The sequence below is a fragment of the Tumebacillus algifaecis genome, from assembly GCF_002243515.1.
In the GTDB taxonomy this organism is placed as follows: Bacteria; Bacillota; Bacilli; order Tumebacillales; family Tumebacillaceae; genus Tumebacillus_A; species Tumebacillus_A algifaecis.
The window spans coordinates 1,614,898-1,630,409 of the sequence record NZ_CP022657.1 but is presented as its reverse complement, the minus strand read 5'-3'; the positions used below and the strand labels follow the sequence as shown (position 1 = coordinate 1,630,409).

Here is a 15,512-nt window from a genome sequence, read left to right as displayed (position 1 = left end):
CTCAGTCGAGGGAGCGGCTTTTTCATTGACACGTAAATTAAAGACCTAAGAAATGTTGGACCACTTTGCCTTCTGTCGTGTACAAGGTGCCGTCCGTGCCTAAAATGTGGTGACCACGTGCGCCTTGCAACTCGATCGCTTGGTACGGATGCGGAAGTTTCGCATCTTCAATGAAGACCTGTTGCACGGTCGGAATCTGCACCGACGCATATTTACCTTCGCGCACCATCGATTCGACCAGTTTGATGACGTTTGCGTAGCGCGACTGTGCAGCGCCTGCTGCTGCCGTTTCGGCCGCCGCTACATCAAGCTCCGCATGACCGCCTGCGCTCACATAGTTGCGAATCTCCGCCTGCAGGGCAGACAGATCTTCCAGCGCCAACAGAGCGGCTGGGAAGGCGCTCACTTGGCCCGCTTCCACGACCAAGCGCAGGTCACTGCGCGCTTGCAATTGTGCAACCGCCTGACCCAGTTGGTCAGCCAAACCAGCGTCGGCAACAACAGTGGAAGCTTTGTCCGCCTTCTTCGCAGTCGCTGTCGATGTAGCCGTCGCTTTCGCAGTTGCTTTCGGAGCTTTCTCCGCCACGATCGGCGCCTGCCCTGCGCGCGCCTTCAAGAGTGTGGTGAGCTGTTCGTGCGCGTCAGCCGAAATCTCGTACAAGCCGCCTTTCACCTGCGGGGTGAATTTTTGCCCGGTCAATTCTTGCAACTCATCGCGGGTGATCCCGTTCTGTTTGTGTTCCAGTACAAAGTCATAAGTAAACGGGACATGATACAAAAACTCACCCGTCTGTCCCGGGAACGTCATCTCTTCTTCAATGACAACCGGCTCAGACACATGGCCAATCGCAAACACGGCGTTCGAGCCGCTGTTGGCCTTTTGTTCCAGTAACAGAACAGGACGAGTCGTCTGGCTGAGTTCCTGTGCTTTGTTCTGTTCCTTAAACGAAATACGGTCGAACAAAACGTCCCCCTTCTGACGCCAGACTTGTTTGATGTAGTATGTATTCGATTCACTCATCTCTGCGTATTCCTCCCGGATTAACGAATTCCATAGCGTGACTTATTCTGCATTCAGGTATAAATTCCTTCAGGTAAATTCCACCGCGCGAAAAGAAAAGCCCTTGCAGATCCGCTCTGCAGGGGCTTCTCCCAAACTATGCGATGACCAGATTCACCAGTTTGTTCGGTACCACAATGACTTTCTTGATCGTCTTGCCCTCGACCAGCGCATGAACTTTTTCCGAGTTCAGCACCGCCGCTTCAACCTCTTCGCGAGTTGCCGCTGCTGGGAAGACGAGCTTATCACGGACTTTCCCGTTGATTTGCACCACATATTCGATTTCATCCAATACCAGCGCCGATTCGTCAAACGCCGGCCATTCCACTTTGATCAGCGACTCTTGCTTGCCCATCACAGCCCACAGCTCAGACGTGATGTGCGGTGCGGCTGGGTAGAGCAGACGAACCGCAATCTCGATCGCTTCCGCTTTCAGTGCCGCATCGGCCGTCTCCGGATACGCGTAGATCGCGTTGACCAACTCCATGATCGCCGAGATCGCCGTATTGAACTGGTAGCGTTCGCCAATGTCCTCGGTGACCTTTTTGATCGCCGCGTGCATCGCCATCCGCATTTTCTTCTCCGCTTCACCTGCGATGTTCGGTGTGCCGCCCGCCTGAATGATGTCGAGATGACTCTCGACCATCCGCCATACGCGGCCGAGGAAGCGGTGTGCACCTTCGATCCCTTGATCGCTCCACTCCAGGTCGCGATCGGGCGGTGCTGCAAACAGCATGAACACACGAGCGGTGTCTGCGCCGTACTTCTCGATGATCTCTTCTGGCGAGACGACGTTGCCTTTGGACTTCGACATCTTCGCACCGTTCAGCACGACCATGCCTTGGGTCAGCAAGCTTTCGAACGGCTCTTCAAAGTTGACCAGCCCAGCATCGTACAGCACCTTGGTGAAGAAGCGGGAGTAGAGCAGATGCAGGACAGCATGTTCGATGCCGCCGATATATTTATCGACCGGAAGCCACTTGTTGACCGCTTCGGTGTCAAATACGACCGTATCATCCTGTGCGGAGATATAGCGCAGGTAGTACCACGAGGAGTCGATAAACGTATCCATCGTGTCCGTTTCCCGTTTGGCAGGACCGCCGCAGGACGGGCAAGTCGTATTCACAAATTCATCATTGGTCGCCAGCGGCGATTTGCCTTTCACGCCAAAGTCAACTTGTTCTGGCAGCAGTACAGGCAGTTGATCTTTCGGCACGGGGACCGTTCCGCAAGCTTCGCACGTGATCATCGGGATCGGTGCACCCCAGTAGCGTTGACGCGAGATCAGCCAGTCGCGCAGGCGGAAGGAGGTGGTCATCTTGCCCACGCCCATGCTTTCCAGTTGCTCGACGATCTTCACCAGCGCCTCGCGGTTGTGCAGTCCGTTAAAATCACCGGAGTTGATCATGATCCCATCGTCGGTGATCGCTGCGTTCAACTCGCTCGGGACACCGCTTTCCGGCTCGATGACGACTTGGATCGGCAGTTCATATTTGCTGGCAAATTCGAAGTCGCGCTCATCGTGAGCCGGAACGCCCATCACCGCGCCGGTACCATAGTCGGGCAGTACATAGTTGGCGATCAGGATCGGCAATTTCTCACCCGTCAGCGGATGAAGCGCCGAAGCGTCGATGTGAATGCCTTTCTTTTCCGCGTCGGTCGAAGTGCGTTCGATCTCCGATGTTTTGCGCACCTCGTCGATAAATGCCTTGATTTCAGCTTCACGCGGCTGGCCTGCGATCAATTTCTGCACCAACTCATGCTCCGGTGCCAGCACCAGGTAGGAAACGCCAAACAGCGTGTCCGGGCGCGTCGTAAATACGGTGACCGCCTCGTCGCTGCCGTCGATCTTGAAGGTGATATCCGCCCCGGTGCTCTTGCCGATCCAGTTGCGCTGCATCGTCTTGACTTTATCCGGCCAGCCCGGCAGGTTGTCGAGGTCACCGCGCAGACGGTCTGCATATTCGGTGATCCGGAAGAACCACTGTTCCAGATCCTTTTTGACCACTTCCGTGCCGCAACGCCAGCATCCGCCATCTTCAACCTGTTCGTTGGCGAGAACTGTCGAACACTCTGGGCACCAATTGACCGCCGCTTTCTTTTTATAGGCCAGATCGCGCTCGTAGAACAGTTGGAACAGCCACTGCGTCCACTTGTAGTAGTCTGGCGAACAGGTCGCCAATTCCCGCGACCAGTCGTAGGAAATGCCCAATTCTTTTTGCTGCTTTGTCATGAACTCGATGTTCTCATAGGTGGAAACGTTTGGATGTACACCATGTTTGATCGCAAAGTTTTCCGCAGGCATCCCGAATGCGTCCCACCCCATCGGATGAAGCACATTGAAGCCTTGCTGCTTCTTAAATCGTGCGACCACGTCGCCGATCGTGTACACGCGGACATGGCCCATGTGCAGGCGGCCCGACGGGTACGGGAATTGCTCCAGCGCGTAGTAGTACGGTTTGTTCGGGTCGCTTTCCGTTGCGAAAGCATTCGTCTCTTCCCAGTGAGATTGCCATTTTTGTTCGATTTCTGCAGGTGCGTAGCGTCGTTCGCTCATGAGGAACCCTCCTTCTAAGATTTCAGAACGCAAAAGGAGCGGAAAAACAAATAAAACCTCCCACCCCCAGCGCTTGATCGCTAGGGACGAGAGGTTAGGATTAACATTCCCGTGGTACCACCCTAATTCAGCACCCTCGCCGTAACAACGTGTAGGGCACTCTCATTAACGTCCTGTAACGCGGACGAAACGGCAACAAATACTTCGCATCATGCGATTCCCTGCTGCAGCTCCGAGGCGAGTTCATTCGATCCAAAACTTACCGACTCGCACCACCCGTCGGCTCTCTGAAAAGCTTGTCGAACTACTATTCCTCATCTTGGCCATTGCTTTCGACAAAATGTGTCACTTGTTGTTAGTAGTATACGCATTCGTAAAACGTTTTGTCAACGAAAACAAAACTAGTTTTTGTACTTTCTCAGGAGACATCCGTCCCTTCACACTGTATACCGCGCGACGGTGAACGTATTTTGCAACAGTCTCCATTTGCTTTCCAGCGTGCTGCCATGTACCAGGCAGGAGATCCCGGCCAGACCCAGCTCCGTTACTACATGCAGTTTGGCCGCCACGCTGCGCACGTCCTCATACCAGACTTCCCTATTTTGGCCAGCTTCATTCTTGTAGGTGAACATCGGTGCCATCGCTTTCTCATCCCAGTAGATCTGTTTGGGCGGCAGGACCTCTTCATCATAAAGACCATGCAGGATCAGCGTAGGCAGCTGTTCAGGCTGGAACGGAGTCGGCCAGTCATAGCCGAAGAAGGGAAGTCCGAGCAGCAACTTCCTGCACGGCACCATCGTCAGCGCGTGCAGCAGTGTGCGCTTGATCAGATGCAGTGGAGCCAACGACATCGGTGGGCCATCCAGCCGACCGTACTCCTCATCCGCATTCCAGACCACGCGATCGACATGATGGCTCAAAAACTGCACATCGAACACGCCATAGCGAGGATGCTCCGGGTCATCTGCCCCATGTGCTGGAATGCCTAGATAGAGTTTGCCTCCTGCGCGTCGCACCCGCAGCCCTAACTCGCGGATAAATCCATTGAACAGGGGGCGCAGTGTCGGACTCATCTGCGGCATTTCCAAATGGACGCCCGCAAACTGGTACTCCTCCATAGCTGTGCGCAAGGCGGAGAAAAAGGCGCGTCGGCTCGGCAAATGCGTAAACAGTCGGGATGCACTCTCTTCGTCGGCCAGCGTGGTCAATAGCAACGGCTGTGCTTGAACCCGCCTCGTCTCGGCCAGCAAGCGTCTAGAGAGCAACGGAGGCATGCGCAGTCTCCCGTCGCTTTCGGCCAACGCATAGGCGACCGAAACGGTGGACACGCTGTCTTTCGCCTCCTCGATCGTCAACAGGTCAAGGTCCTCCTCTTGCACCTCCCAGCGCATGTTGACCTCGATTTCCTTTTTCTCAAGTATTGGCAAAGGCAACGTCAGGATTTGGCCTGGCTTTATCGTTTCAAGGCTGACCAAGTTGGCTGCCAGCACCATGCGCTCCGGCATACGAAACGAGTTGGCGATCTTTTTGATCGTATCCCCTTCGCGCACCCGATAGGTGTGCATCGTGGTGGATACGGGCGACGGCACGAGAAGCGAGCAGCCCGGCACCAAAGCGTCATCGACCAATCCGTTCACTTTTTCGATGGCCTCACCGCTCACCCCATAGGAGCGGCCAATCCCTGAGATCGTTTCCCCTTTTTTGACAAGATGTACAAACATGCCAGGCGTTCACCCTCTCTCCGTTAACGTACCCCTAGGGTATTCGCCCAGTGAATAAAGGGTGAAGGACGAACCACGCAGAAAAGCGCCCCGACAACAACTGGGCGCTTTCACTATCTCGCGACAAAAAAGTAGCGTTCTGTCAAATCTGTTGGCACGTCCCAACAAAAGTCCGCATATACTTCTACTGTTTGAAATCCTGCGTCTTTGAGCAACCTTTTTACCGTGTCGAGCTCATAGGCGCGCTGTACGTGGTATTCATGAAACCTCCGATACAACTGCTCCGCATCATCCTCTAAGGCAAAAAACGTGATGTCATATTCCACAGTGGACGACGCTTCGTCGAATCGGCTTTGCCAAAGGTAGGTCACTTCCTCGCCAACCTCGTAAAACACATTTTGCCCAAGTTTTTCACGCAGCTTGTAGAGGCTGTGCATGTCGAACAGAAACACGCCGTTTGGGCGTAGCTGTTGCTTCACGCGCGCAAAGATCTGGCCGAGATCGGCTTCATCCGTTATGTAATTCAGCGAGTCGCAAAAAGAAACGGCCAGATCGCACGCTTCTGGCAGATGCAACTCGCGCAAGTCTTGACACAGGAAGCGAAGCCGTGGAGAGTGGGAGGTAAGCTTCGCTCCCGCTTGGGCCAGCATGTCCTCCGAGAGGTCCACACCTGTCACTTTGTAGCCTTGCTCATAAAGTGCGAGCGAAATCGTGCCCGTGCCACAGCCCAAATCGGCGATATGGCGCGGCATGAGATCATACCGCGCCAGTGCCTGTTCGAAGAAGGTCAACCACGAATCATATGGGGCATCCTGCATCAGCCGATCATAATACTGCGCGAAGTCCCCGTAGCTGAAGTGTTCTTGTTCACTCACCGATCCGTACCTTCCTTACACATTGCTCAACTGTTTCGCGTCCCCCCAGACGCGCTCCAGGTTGTAAAACTCGCGTTCCTCTTGGCGGAACACGTGAACCACGACATCACCAAAGTCAAGCAAAACCCAACGAGCTTCATCATACCCTTCGATCGCTTTGATGAAAATGCCTCGTTTGGCAAGTTTCTCGCGCACGCCCTTTGCGATTGCTTGCACTTGAGTGTTGGAATTCCCGCTGCAGATTACAAAATAATCAGCGATCACCGACAGCCCTTGTATGTCAAGAACCACCACATCGTTCGCTTTCTTATCTGCGACAGCGTCAGCCGCATAACGCGCCCATTCCAAGACTCGATCGCTCATTTACATGCCTCCTAAATAAGATTGGGACTACAGGTAATACAGTATATTCGATGCCGCGCGTTAAAGTGTCCGCCTGTCCTTCAGCGCACGCCACAATTCATTCCGCGCCAAGATCGTAACTGGAAAAATGGGCTGTTTTTTGTCGAGCAAAAACCGAATCGTGTTATCGAAAGCGGAAGCGAGGGCCAGATCAAGGTCCACTTCCGCTTGTTTGCGCAGTTCGTGGACAGCCGGATATTCCCGACCAGCCTCGATGTAGTCTGCTAAACAGACCACTTTTTCAAGCGGTGTCATCCCGACCCGCCCACTGGTGTGATAGCGCACAGCGTCTGCAATCTCCTCGTCCTCAATCCCAAACACTTCGGGCATCATCGAGGCGGCGATCGGTCCATGCAGCATCTCTGCCACTTCTAAATAGGTCGGATCGATCCCGCGCTGCTTGGCCGTTTCGTACCACTTATCGACCGGCCATTCACGTGCATAGTCGTGAATCCACGCAGCAAGACGCGCTTTCTCCACATCCACGCCGTAGCGGTGGGCCAAAGTATCGGCCGCATCGACAACGCCGCTGACATGCTGAAAGCGGCGCGGACTTAACGTTTGACGAATGATCTCTTTAATCTCCAATTCGTTCATACAACTTGTTCTCCTCACTATACCCTATGACCTTTTGGGGAACGAGATGCTCAACCGAAAGATTCTTTGCAAGACGCTCACGAATCCATGTCGAAGAGATGTCCAGCCCTGGAATCTCCACATAGTGGACACGCTTTGCCACCTCCGGATAGAGCGCGAGCGCCGTGCCTGTGCTCGTCTTCAAGTCAAAACCGGGACGTGTGACAGCAAGCACGGTCGCAAGTTCTAAAATGCGATCGACTGAACGCCATTTGGGCAGGATGTGCAGGTTGTCCGCTCCGATGATAAAAAAAAGTTCTGCTGCTGGATGCTCCTCGTGAAAATGCTCCAGCGTATCGACCGTAAAAGACGGCCCAGGACGTTTGATCTCCCAATCGCTGACCGCAAATTGTGGCGTGTCATGCACGGCGAGTTCAACCATGTGCAGACGGTGTTCGCCTGCGCTGATCACTTTCCCAACTTTCAGCGGATTGACTCCGGCTGGAACAAATACCACCCGATCCAAGCCAGCTTGCTCAAGCGCCACCTGGGCCGCAACAAGGTGTCCGATATGCACCGGGTCGAAGGTGCCGCCAAAGATGCCAAGACGCACTGGTCAGCACCTCCTTTTCTACCTGTGCAAATTAGCGCGGGAGTTCGATCTGTTTGTTTTCGGTCGATTCTTTGTACAGCACGACCGTCTTGCCGATCAGTTGCACCAGCTCGGCGCCGGAACGCTCCGCCAGATCTTTGGCCACGACGTTTTTATCTTCTTCGCAGTTTTGCAGAATCGAGATCTTGATCAGTTCTTTGGTTTCCAGCGCCATGTTGATCTGTACAATCATGTTGTCAGAAACGCCGCCTTTGCCCACTTGTGTCACCGGAGTTACGTGGTGAGCCAGCGAGCGCAGGTGCCGCTTTTGTTTTCCAGTCAGCATATTGTTTCATACTCCTTTGTACTGTCGCATTGTGTCAAAGATTGAGTATAGCACGTCTAGAGGCAGGATTCCACCGTTTGCCGCATCACATCGATCGGTGCCGCGACGCCTGTCCACAATCGAAAAGCGTGTGCGCCTTGGTGCACGAACATCCCAAGCCCACCGGATACCACACAGCCGCGCGCTTCAGCCTCGTGCAAAAAGCGGGTCTTTCGCGGGTTGTAGATCAGATCGCTCACCAACTGCCCCGCCCGCAGTCCGTCCGTTCCGATCGGCACCGCGTCCTCCGCAGGGTGCATGCCGACCGGAGTCGTGTTGACGATGACATCGTAAGCATCGAGCTGTACGGCGGCCGCCTCCAGCGAAAGACCATCTGCCGTCGCATGCACGCGCAGGCGCGCAGCTAACGATTCGGCTCGTTCCTGCGCTCGGGCTGCGATCGCGATGTGCTCTGCTCCGTGCAGGGCCATCTGTGCTGCGACTGCGCGACATGCGCCGCCTGCACCGAGCAGCAACACCCTTTTCCCGGAGATGTCGATGCCCGTCTCCTCTTCCAGTGCAGAAAGGTAACCGATCCCGTCTGTGTTGTATCCGATCAATTTTCCATCCTCATTGACGATCGTGTTGACAGCGCCGATCAGTTCCGCCTCTTTACTGATCTCATCGAGCAGCGGCAACACGGCCACTTTATGAGGGATCGTCACGTTGACACCGCGCAGGTGCAGCGCGCGAATCGCTTCGACGGCCGCCGACAATCGCGGTGGTTCTACAGCAAACGCCAGATAGGCGTAGTCGAGTTTCAGTTCAGCAAATGCCGCATTGTGCATCTGCGGGGACTTGGAATGTGCGACCGGATGGCCGAACAATCCGACCAATCGCGTTGAACTGGTAAGCATGTCCATCCCCCCTTTTCTCCCAGTGTAAAGCAAAGAAAAAAGACCCGCAACCGCGGGTCTTTGGATTAGCGTCGAAATTCCATCTGCACCATCATACCGTTCTCATGAAAGGAAAAGGTCAGATCGTACAGTTGATAGTCGCATAGTTCCGGTTGCTCTTCACGCACCGCCTGCACCTGTTGGCGCAGGTTGTTCATCAATTGCTCAAGTCGCAATTCTGCACGACCAGACTCATGTACGACAAAGCGTTTAATCAATCGACGGCGCTCCTGTGTCATCGTTTCCAAATAGATCCCCTCCACCCTTAAATGGTGTGTATCTAAGGTGTATGGGGACTTATGTTGAAATATGACTCTAGAACATCGTCTGGCAGTCGATTAGATCAAAGCGCGTCGGGTGTGGACCTCGACACCTTTTGGCGCATGGACGACCACATCGGTGTAATGCATCCCACGCACCGTGATCCAGCCGAGGCCGGAGATCACGATGTCTTGCGGGTGACCCGACTTCAGCTTGATTCTGTGCGGCACGAGGCTGCGCAAAACATCCGGGCAGTGCTCGCAGGGCGGCGTCAACAGGGTACCGAGATGGTTGGCATACAGCTCATCCGCCCGCTCCAGCTTAGTGCGATGGACGTTAAGCTGATTAGCCGCGTAGATCGTAAAGCCCTGTTTCGGCCCCTCCACATAATCAAAGCGCGCCAAGCCGCCGAGGAACAGCGTCTGCTGATCATTGAGCTGGTACGTCTTTGGATCGATGTACCCATCTGGCGTGATGTCGCGCAGCGATTTGGAGCAGACAAGGTCGGTCAGACGGTGTGTCGTCATGATCCCCGGCGTGTCGATCAGATCCCCGCTGTGAATCGGCAAATCAAGGCGGATCGTCGAAAGCGTCGTGCCCGGATAGCGGGACGTCGTGATCTCTGCACCTTCCTCTTGCCCGTACAGTTTGAGCAGGCCGTTGATCAACGTCGATTTGCCAACGTTGGCCGTGCCGACGACATAGACGTCCTTATTGCCGACGCGCTGGTCGATCGCTTCTTTGACAAATTCGATGTTGATGCGCTTTTTCGCCGAGATCAAGATGATATCTGCAACTTTGACACCCTGTTTCTCGACCTCTTTTTTCAGCCAGAACTCCACGCGTTCAAAATTGGTCACTTTCGGAAGCAAGTCTGCTTTGTTGGCGACGAGAATGATCGGGTTTTTCCCGACGTATTTGTTGATCTCTTTCACCCAGGAACCGGCGAAATCGAACAGATCGACCACCTTGACGACGAGCGCCGGACGCTTGCCAATGTCGCGGAGAATCTTTTGAAACCCTTCATTGTCGAGGGTGACAGGTGCTACATCGCTATAGTGCTTGATACGATAACAGCGCTGACAGACCGGATATTCACGTTCGATCACCGAGTTGAGCGGTGCATAGCCCGGCTTGTCTTTTTCCTCTGTTTGAATGCTGATGCCGCAACCGGTACAAATCAGATCAAATTCTGACATTTCTTTTTCACTCCCAAGGAATCATTCCGCGGCGGCGCAAAATCGAAAGCGCCACGCGTTCCATCATGCGCAGCACTTTGGTGCCGACCCATTCTTTTTCTGCAACCGGCACGACGAGAATCGTGTACATGTTCATCCGATTGCCTCCGAGCACGTCGGTAAATAATTGATCCCCGATGACGACCGTCTCTTCACGCTTTGTGTTCAGCACGTCAAGCGCGCGCAGAAAAGGAGCCCGCTTGGGCTTTCGAGCTCGTCCGATAAAGGGGATGTTCAGCGGTTTGGAGAACTGCTCGACGCGATGGTTCTTGTTGTTCGACACCACGCAGACTTTGATGCCGTACGTGTCGCGAACATGGTCCAACCACTCGATCAACTTGGGCGTGGCGTCTGGCTGATCCCAGCCCACCAGCGTGTTGTCAAGATCGGTGATGATGCCTTTCACGCCGCGCGCTGCCAGCTCGTCAAGATCAATGTGAAAAACCGACTCTACATAGAGATCGGGAATCAGTTGTTTTAACATTCTTGTTTTCACCTCAAAAGGGAATCCCGTTGTAGTAGCATTCCATCCACCTGTAGAGAATATCACAGAAGAGAAGATTCTGCCAATAAACCGAGATTTCGATGAAAAAACCTCTGCTCCCGGCTCGAGGGAAGGACAGAGGTTTTTTCGTATGTTTCTATACTGTTGTACTCATTGTATTAGACAAAAGAACAACAAATCCTTTTTCAACATCTTTGGTAAATCTTGCTTAATGATCACCTACAACAATGATCTGTTACTTGAGATAGGAACGCGCTCCGATATAGCGATCGCCCCAGTAACCGCCGTGCAGCGAATCTACTTTGACCCCATGCGAAGAAGTGGCAGAGATGAACTGGCCGTTGCCGAGATAGATGCCAACGTGTGTGGCACCTGGCCCATAGGTGGAGAAGAAGACCAGATCGCCAGACTGTGGCGTTGCGCTCGGCGTGCCGCCCGCATACATGTCGGCCGCAATGCGCGGCAAGTGCAAACCGGACTGCCCCATCACATAGGAGACAAATCCGGAGCAGTCAAAACCGCTCGGGGTGTTGCCCGCCCAAAGATAAGGAACGCCCACATATTTCATCGCGGTGTCCACCGCTTTTGGAGTGGCCGGACGCAGTTTTAACGCTTGGGCTTCGATCAACGGGCCTGTCGTCGCGCCAACTTTTCCGTTTTGCTCCAATTCGTTTGCAGCTTGAAACTTTTTGACCGCCGTTGCTGTGACCTCACCGTAGTAGCCTGTGTTTTCCGGATAGTTGAAAAACCCGAGCAAGCGCAGATCTTGCTGGAGCTTGGTCACCTCCGCACCGTTCGAACCGACCTGCAACATCGAATTTCCATACGGTGCCTGCGCTGCGAATGCATCTGTGACCGCAAGTGGTGATACAGTGACGAGTGCTGCCAAAAGCAGAGTATGTACAAAACGCTTCATAAGAATATGTAACCTCCCGTAGGGCCTCCGAGGTTAGTTGACGGGTTCGGGTCGAGAGCAACCCTCCGCCCTAAGGCGGTTCACCCCAAAAAGCAAAAATCTCCCCCGTACTGAAACATATCAGATTCGGCCAATTCTCAACAAAGAAAGTCTAGCATACAAATTGTCAGATTTCAATCAAATCACTAGACTTAAATAACTTCACAAGCAACATTGAATCGTACAAAGTTTCATGTCTGGACGTTTAATTGAGTAACCGCCGGGATGGTCTGAGTCCCAAAGCGCACATGCAATCATTAATCATAAGGAAGCACCCATCCTGCAAAGCGAGAATGAACTGGCTCCGAAAATTGGGTGGAGCGTCGCGATCACTCCGGCACGGTCACTCTCTTGACGGACTGTCAAGACTGTCAAGACTGTCAAGACTGTCAAGACTGTCAAGACTGTCAAGACTGTCAAGACTGTCAAGACTGTCAAGACTGTCAAGACTGTCAAGACTGTCAAGCGAAGAAAGCGAAATGAAATGCAGTCAGAGTCTCGCCCACCAATTCCTGTACAGGAGCGAACTTGATGCACTCCGCGATGACAAGCACTGCCGACGTCTCGCTTTCTGTAAACACCTCAAAATGAAAAGAGCGCCTGACCGCTTGTCGGTCCATGACGCTCTCGTTTGCATTTGTTGAAGGAATCGGTCGATCCCGCTTCGAAATCTGCTGTTCCTATAATCAGAACTTGCTAGTCGTGCTCCTGACGAATGGTCTTACACGACTTACACGCCGACCCATGACGCTGAGGACGAGCTATCGCAATTTGCGGCTCCTCGGAAAGTATAGCGATCAAGCCTGGCTCAGTGCGCTCCGCTCGTAAAGAAGCTGGCCGATCTGTCCCATCAAGCTGTGTGCGTCTTTGCGGTCGGTGATGTTTTTGCCAAACACGGAGACGGCGAACGTATTGCGCGGGAAATAAAGCAGCCCCATGTCGTGATCGGTGCCATTGATCCATCCGGTCTTGTGGGCACATTCCCACAATGGCAAAACACCTACCGGGCCATCCTGTTTCGGGAGCAGACTGGGCAGCCCTTCGTTGTATTTTTGCTGTTTCATGATCTGAACCATCTCGGCGCAGGCGCGCCAGGACACCACTTTGCCGTCTGCGATTTGTTTTAACAGGTGTGTCATGTCGCGCGGTGTGATTTGGTTGAAGTTCTCGATCTTCGCTGGGATCACCGATATTTTGTTATAAAAACCGCTGCCCTCAAGACCCCATTCCTGCATCGCTGCTTGGATGGCCTGCGTTCCGATGCGGTCGATCAGAATGTTGGTCGCCGTATTGTCGCTGTCGATAATCATCAGCACGGTGTAGTCGTAGATCGACAACTCCAAACCGGGGCTGAGATTTTGTAAAAGTCCCGATCCGGTCACCTTATCTTCTGCACGCAAAGTGATTTTTTCTGAAAAACTCAAATTGCCTTTGCTCGCTTGATCGAACACAGCTGCCATGATCGGCACCTTGATGATGCTCGCCGCGTAAAACGATTCGTCCTGCTGATAGGAAAATTCGCTTTGCGATTCGAGATGATAGATCGACACGCCATACGTGCCGCGCCCCGCTTCGATCAGGCGTTGCAAGTCCGGTGCAAGTGCTGTCAGCATGTAAGTCACTCCTCTCGTTCTGCCCTTCTTACTTCTTTTGTTCTGCGCTCGTCCAACTACTTCCTGCCTAGCAAAGTCTGCTAGAGCGTAGAGATAGAATGGGGTATACTGGAAGTGATGGAGGTGTTTGCAATGGAAGTTTCCAGCGTGGCACAGGCGGTCAACCTGTGGGCTTTGAAGCAAGCGATGTCGATGGGTCTGTCGCAAGCGGGCGCCCCAGCGCAGTTGCAGATCGTCAATCAATTGGCTTCACTCGACCCGACCCGCGGGCAAATGATCGACATTCGAATCTAGCAAGAGATAAAAAGCCTGCCGCTGATGATAGCGGCAGGCTTTTTATCTCTTGCTAGTCATGCTTGCTAGTCATGCTTGCTAGTCATGCTTGCTAGTCATGCTTGCTAGTCATGCTTGCTAGTCATGCTTGCTAGTCATGCTTGCTAGTCATGCTTGCTAGTCATGCTTGCTAGTCATGCTTGCTAGTCATGCTTGCTAGTTGTGCTTGCTAGTTGTGCTTGCTAGTTGTGCTTGCTAGTTGTGCTTGCTAGTTGTGCTTGCTAGTTGTGCTTGCCAGTTGTGCTTGCTAGTTGTGCTTGCTAGTTGTGCTTGCTAGTCATGCTTGCTAGTTGTGCGGCAACTCATCGCCCGGTTGAAGCAGCGGCGGGTTGACCTGCACGGTGTTGGGATATTTGAGCCCCGCTCCGGTGTTGAGCAGGAGCACTTTTTCTTCCCCGCTCAGCCAGCCTTGCGCTTTCAACTGTTCGACCGCCGCATAGAGCGCAGCGCCTTCAGGACAGATGAACGCGCCGTCCAGCTCAGCTAAGATCTGCTGTGCGCGCAACGTGTCAGCATCGTCGATCGCGATCGCACAGCCGTCCGTGTTGTAAACCGCTTCGAGGACGAGGAAGTCACCGAGCGCTTTGGGCACATTGACGCCAAAAGCGACAGTCGCTGAGTCTTTCCAGAATTCCGATTCCTGCTTGCCCTCTTGCCACGCTTTGACGATCGGTGCGCAACCGCTGGCTTGTACAGAGACGAGACGCGGCATCTTCTCGCCAATCCAGCCCATCGCTTGCAATTCTTTTAGCGCTTTGTAAATGGCGATCAGGCCGACGCCACCGCCAGTCGGGTATAAAATCACGTCTGGGACTTCCCAGTCGAACTGCTCAGCGATCTCATAGCCCATCGTCTTTTTACCTTCGATGCGGTACGGCTCCTTGAGTGTCGAAGCGTCAAACCAACCGCGCTCGGGGACCGCTTTGCCGACAATTTTTCCAGCGTCAGAAATGACGCCATTGACGAGATAGAGGTGCGCCCCGGAGATCGCCGTTTCGTTGCGGGTGATCGTCGGTGCGTCTTGGGGCATCACGATGTATGCTTCGATGCCCGCGCGGGCCGAATACAGAGCCCAAGCACCGCCAGCGTTGCCGTTGGTCGGCATCGCGAGCGCCTGCACGCCGAGCTCTTTGGCTTTGGAAACGCCAACCGCCGCACCGCGCGCTTTGAACGTGCCGGTCGGCAGAATGCCCTCGTCTTTGATATACAAATGCGGCACGCCCGCTTTCTCACCTGCGCGCGGCGCCGTGAAGATCGGTGTCATGCCTTCACCAAACGAAACGATGTTCTGCTCATCGCGCACCGGGAGCAGCTCTTTGTAGCGCCAGAGGTTGGCCGGGCGGCGTAGCAAGTCTTCTTTTTTCAAGTTGGATGCTGCCGCTTGCAGATCATAGCGGACCAGCAGCGGAGCTGCACATTCTTTGCATAGTTGCTGCAGGTGATCCGCATCGTGGATGACGCCGCATTTTGAGCATTCTAGATGAGTCATAAAACTGTTGGTTGTCATTGCGGTTCCCCCTTTCGATAGCTCTATTTTAGAACA

Annotated in this window: 16 protein-coding genes, 1 riboswitch and 1 other annotated feature; of the genes, 1 reads left to right on the top strand and 15 read right to left on the bottom strand. The window is 53.8% G+C overall.

All coding sequences use genetic code 11. The features are described from left to right. Window positions 1–37: 37 nt before the first annotated feature. The 14 genes from CIG75_RS07090 to CIG75_RS07025 all read right to left on the bottom strand — a co-directional run bounded on the left by CIG75_RS07090 (window position 38) and on the right by CIG75_RS07025 (window position 13,636). Complete coding sequence (locus tag CIG75_RS07090) at window positions 38–1,021, bottom strand: hypothetical protein (protein ID WP_094236014.1); 984 nt, start codon at window positions 1,019–1,021, stop codon at window positions 38–40. A 136-nt stretch (window positions 1,022–1,157) separates the two neighbouring features. Beyond that, window positions 1,158–3,617 (bottom strand): leucine--tRNA ligase, encoded by a 2,460-nt coding sequence (leuS, locus tag CIG75_RS07085; protein ID WP_094236013.1) that lies wholly within the window; start codon window positions 3,615–3,617, stop codon window positions 1,158–1,160. A 79-nt stretch (window positions 3,618–3,696) separates the two neighbouring features. Next, window positions 3,697–3,947: a binding site (T-box leader), on the bottom strand. Window positions 3,948–4,054: 107 nt separating this feature from the next. Next, window positions 4,055–5,338, bottom strand: coding sequence for a LysM peptidoglycan-binding domain-containing protein (locus CIG75_RS07080; protein ID WP_094236012.1), 1,284 nt, complete (start codon window positions 5,336–5,338; stop codon window positions 4,055–4,057). Between the two features lie 113 nt (window positions 5,339–5,451). After that, window positions 5,452–6,213, bottom strand: a complete 762-nt coding sequence (locus CIG75_RS07075) for a class I SAM-dependent DNA methyltransferase (RefSeq protein WP_094236011.1) — start codon at window positions 6,211–6,213, stop codon at window positions 5,452–5,454. 15 nt (window positions 6,214–6,228) lie between these two features. Further along, window positions 6,229–6,576 (bottom strand): ribosome silencing factor, encoded by a 348-nt coding sequence (rsfS, locus tag CIG75_RS07070; protein WP_094236010.1) that lies wholly within the window; start codon window positions 6,574–6,576, stop codon window positions 6,229–6,231. 60 nt (window positions 6,577–6,636) lie between these two features. After that, the gene (gene yqeK / locus CIG75_RS07065; RefSeq protein WP_094236009.1) at window positions 6,637–7,212 is read right to left on the bottom strand and encodes a bis(5'-nucleosyl)-tetraphosphatase (symmetrical) YqeK; all 576 of its coding nucleotides are present in this window, start codon (window positions 7,210–7,212) and stop codon (window positions 6,637–6,639) included. Continuing rightward, on the bottom strand, window positions 7,193–7,804 hold the full coding sequence (gene nadD, locus CIG75_RS07060; RefSeq protein WP_094236008.1) for a nicotinate-nucleotide adenylyltransferase: 612 nt from the start codon (window positions 7,802–7,804) through the stop codon (window positions 7,193–7,195). The genes yqeK and nadD overlap by 20 nt, the downstream gene beginning before the upstream one ends. Window positions 7,805–7,835: 31 nt before the next feature. Next, complete coding sequence (yhbY, locus tag CIG75_RS07055) at window positions 7,836–8,129, bottom strand: ribosome assembly RNA-binding protein YhbY (protein WP_094236007.1); 294 nt, start codon at window positions 8,127–8,129, stop codon at window positions 7,836–7,838. Between the two features lie 56 nt (window positions 8,130–8,185). Continuing rightward, on the bottom strand, window positions 8,186–9,025 hold the full coding sequence (gene aroE, locus CIG75_RS07050) for a shikimate dehydrogenase (RefSeq protein ID WP_094236006.1): 840 nt from the start codon (window positions 9,023–9,025) through the stop codon (window positions 8,186–8,188). 65 nt (window positions 9,026–9,090) lie between these two features. Then, window positions 9,091–9,312, bottom strand: coding sequence for a hypothetical protein (locus tag CIG75_RS07045; RefSeq protein WP_094236005.1), 222 nt, complete (start codon window positions 9,310–9,312; stop codon window positions 9,091–9,093). Between the two features lie 90 nt (window positions 9,313–9,402). Continuing rightward, window positions 9,403–10,524, bottom strand: a complete 1,122-nt coding sequence (yqeH, locus tag CIG75_RS07040; RefSeq protein ID WP_094236004.1) for a ribosome biogenesis GTPase YqeH — start codon at window positions 10,522–10,524, stop codon at window positions 9,403–9,405. Between the two features lie 7 nt (window positions 10,525–10,531). Beyond that, complete coding sequence (locus CIG75_RS07035) at window positions 10,532–11,047, bottom strand: YqeG family HAD IIIA-type phosphatase (protein ID WP_094236003.1); 516 nt, start codon at window positions 11,045–11,047, stop codon at window positions 10,532–10,534. Window positions 11,048–11,303: 256 nt separating this feature from the next. Next, window positions 11,304–11,984 carry a C40 family peptidase gene (locus CIG75_RS07030; RefSeq protein ID WP_094236002.1) on the bottom strand — a complete coding sequence of 227 codons (681 nt, stop codon included), beginning with the start codon at window positions 11,982–11,984 and terminating at the stop codon, window positions 11,304–11,306. 8 nt (window positions 11,985–11,992) lie between these two features. After that, window positions 11,993–12,126: riboswitch (cyclic di-AMP (ydaO/yuaA leader) on the bottom strand. A gap of 694 nt (window positions 12,127–12,820) precedes the next feature. After that, window positions 12,821–13,636, bottom strand: coding sequence for a serine hydrolase (locus CIG75_RS07025; protein WP_094236001.1), 816 nt, complete (start codon window positions 13,634–13,636; stop codon window positions 12,821–12,823). 132 nt (window positions 13,637–13,768) lie between these two features. Between CIG75_RS07025 and CIG75_RS20635 the strand changes: the two genes are divergently transcribed. Then, window positions 13,769–13,930 carry a hypothetical protein gene (locus CIG75_RS20635; protein ID WP_157729432.1) on the top strand — a complete coding sequence of 54 codons (162 nt, stop codon included), beginning with the start codon at window positions 13,769–13,771 and terminating at the stop codon, window positions 13,928–13,930. Between the two features lie 325 nt (window positions 13,931–14,255). On the opposite strand, the gene CIG75_RS07020 is transcribed toward CIG75_RS20635, so the two are convergent. Next, window positions 14,256–15,476, bottom strand: coding sequence for a threonine synthase (locus CIG75_RS07020; RefSeq protein ID WP_094236000.1), 1,221 nt, complete (start codon window positions 15,474–15,476; stop codon window positions 14,256–14,258). Window positions 15,477–15,512 lie beyond the last annotated feature (36 nt).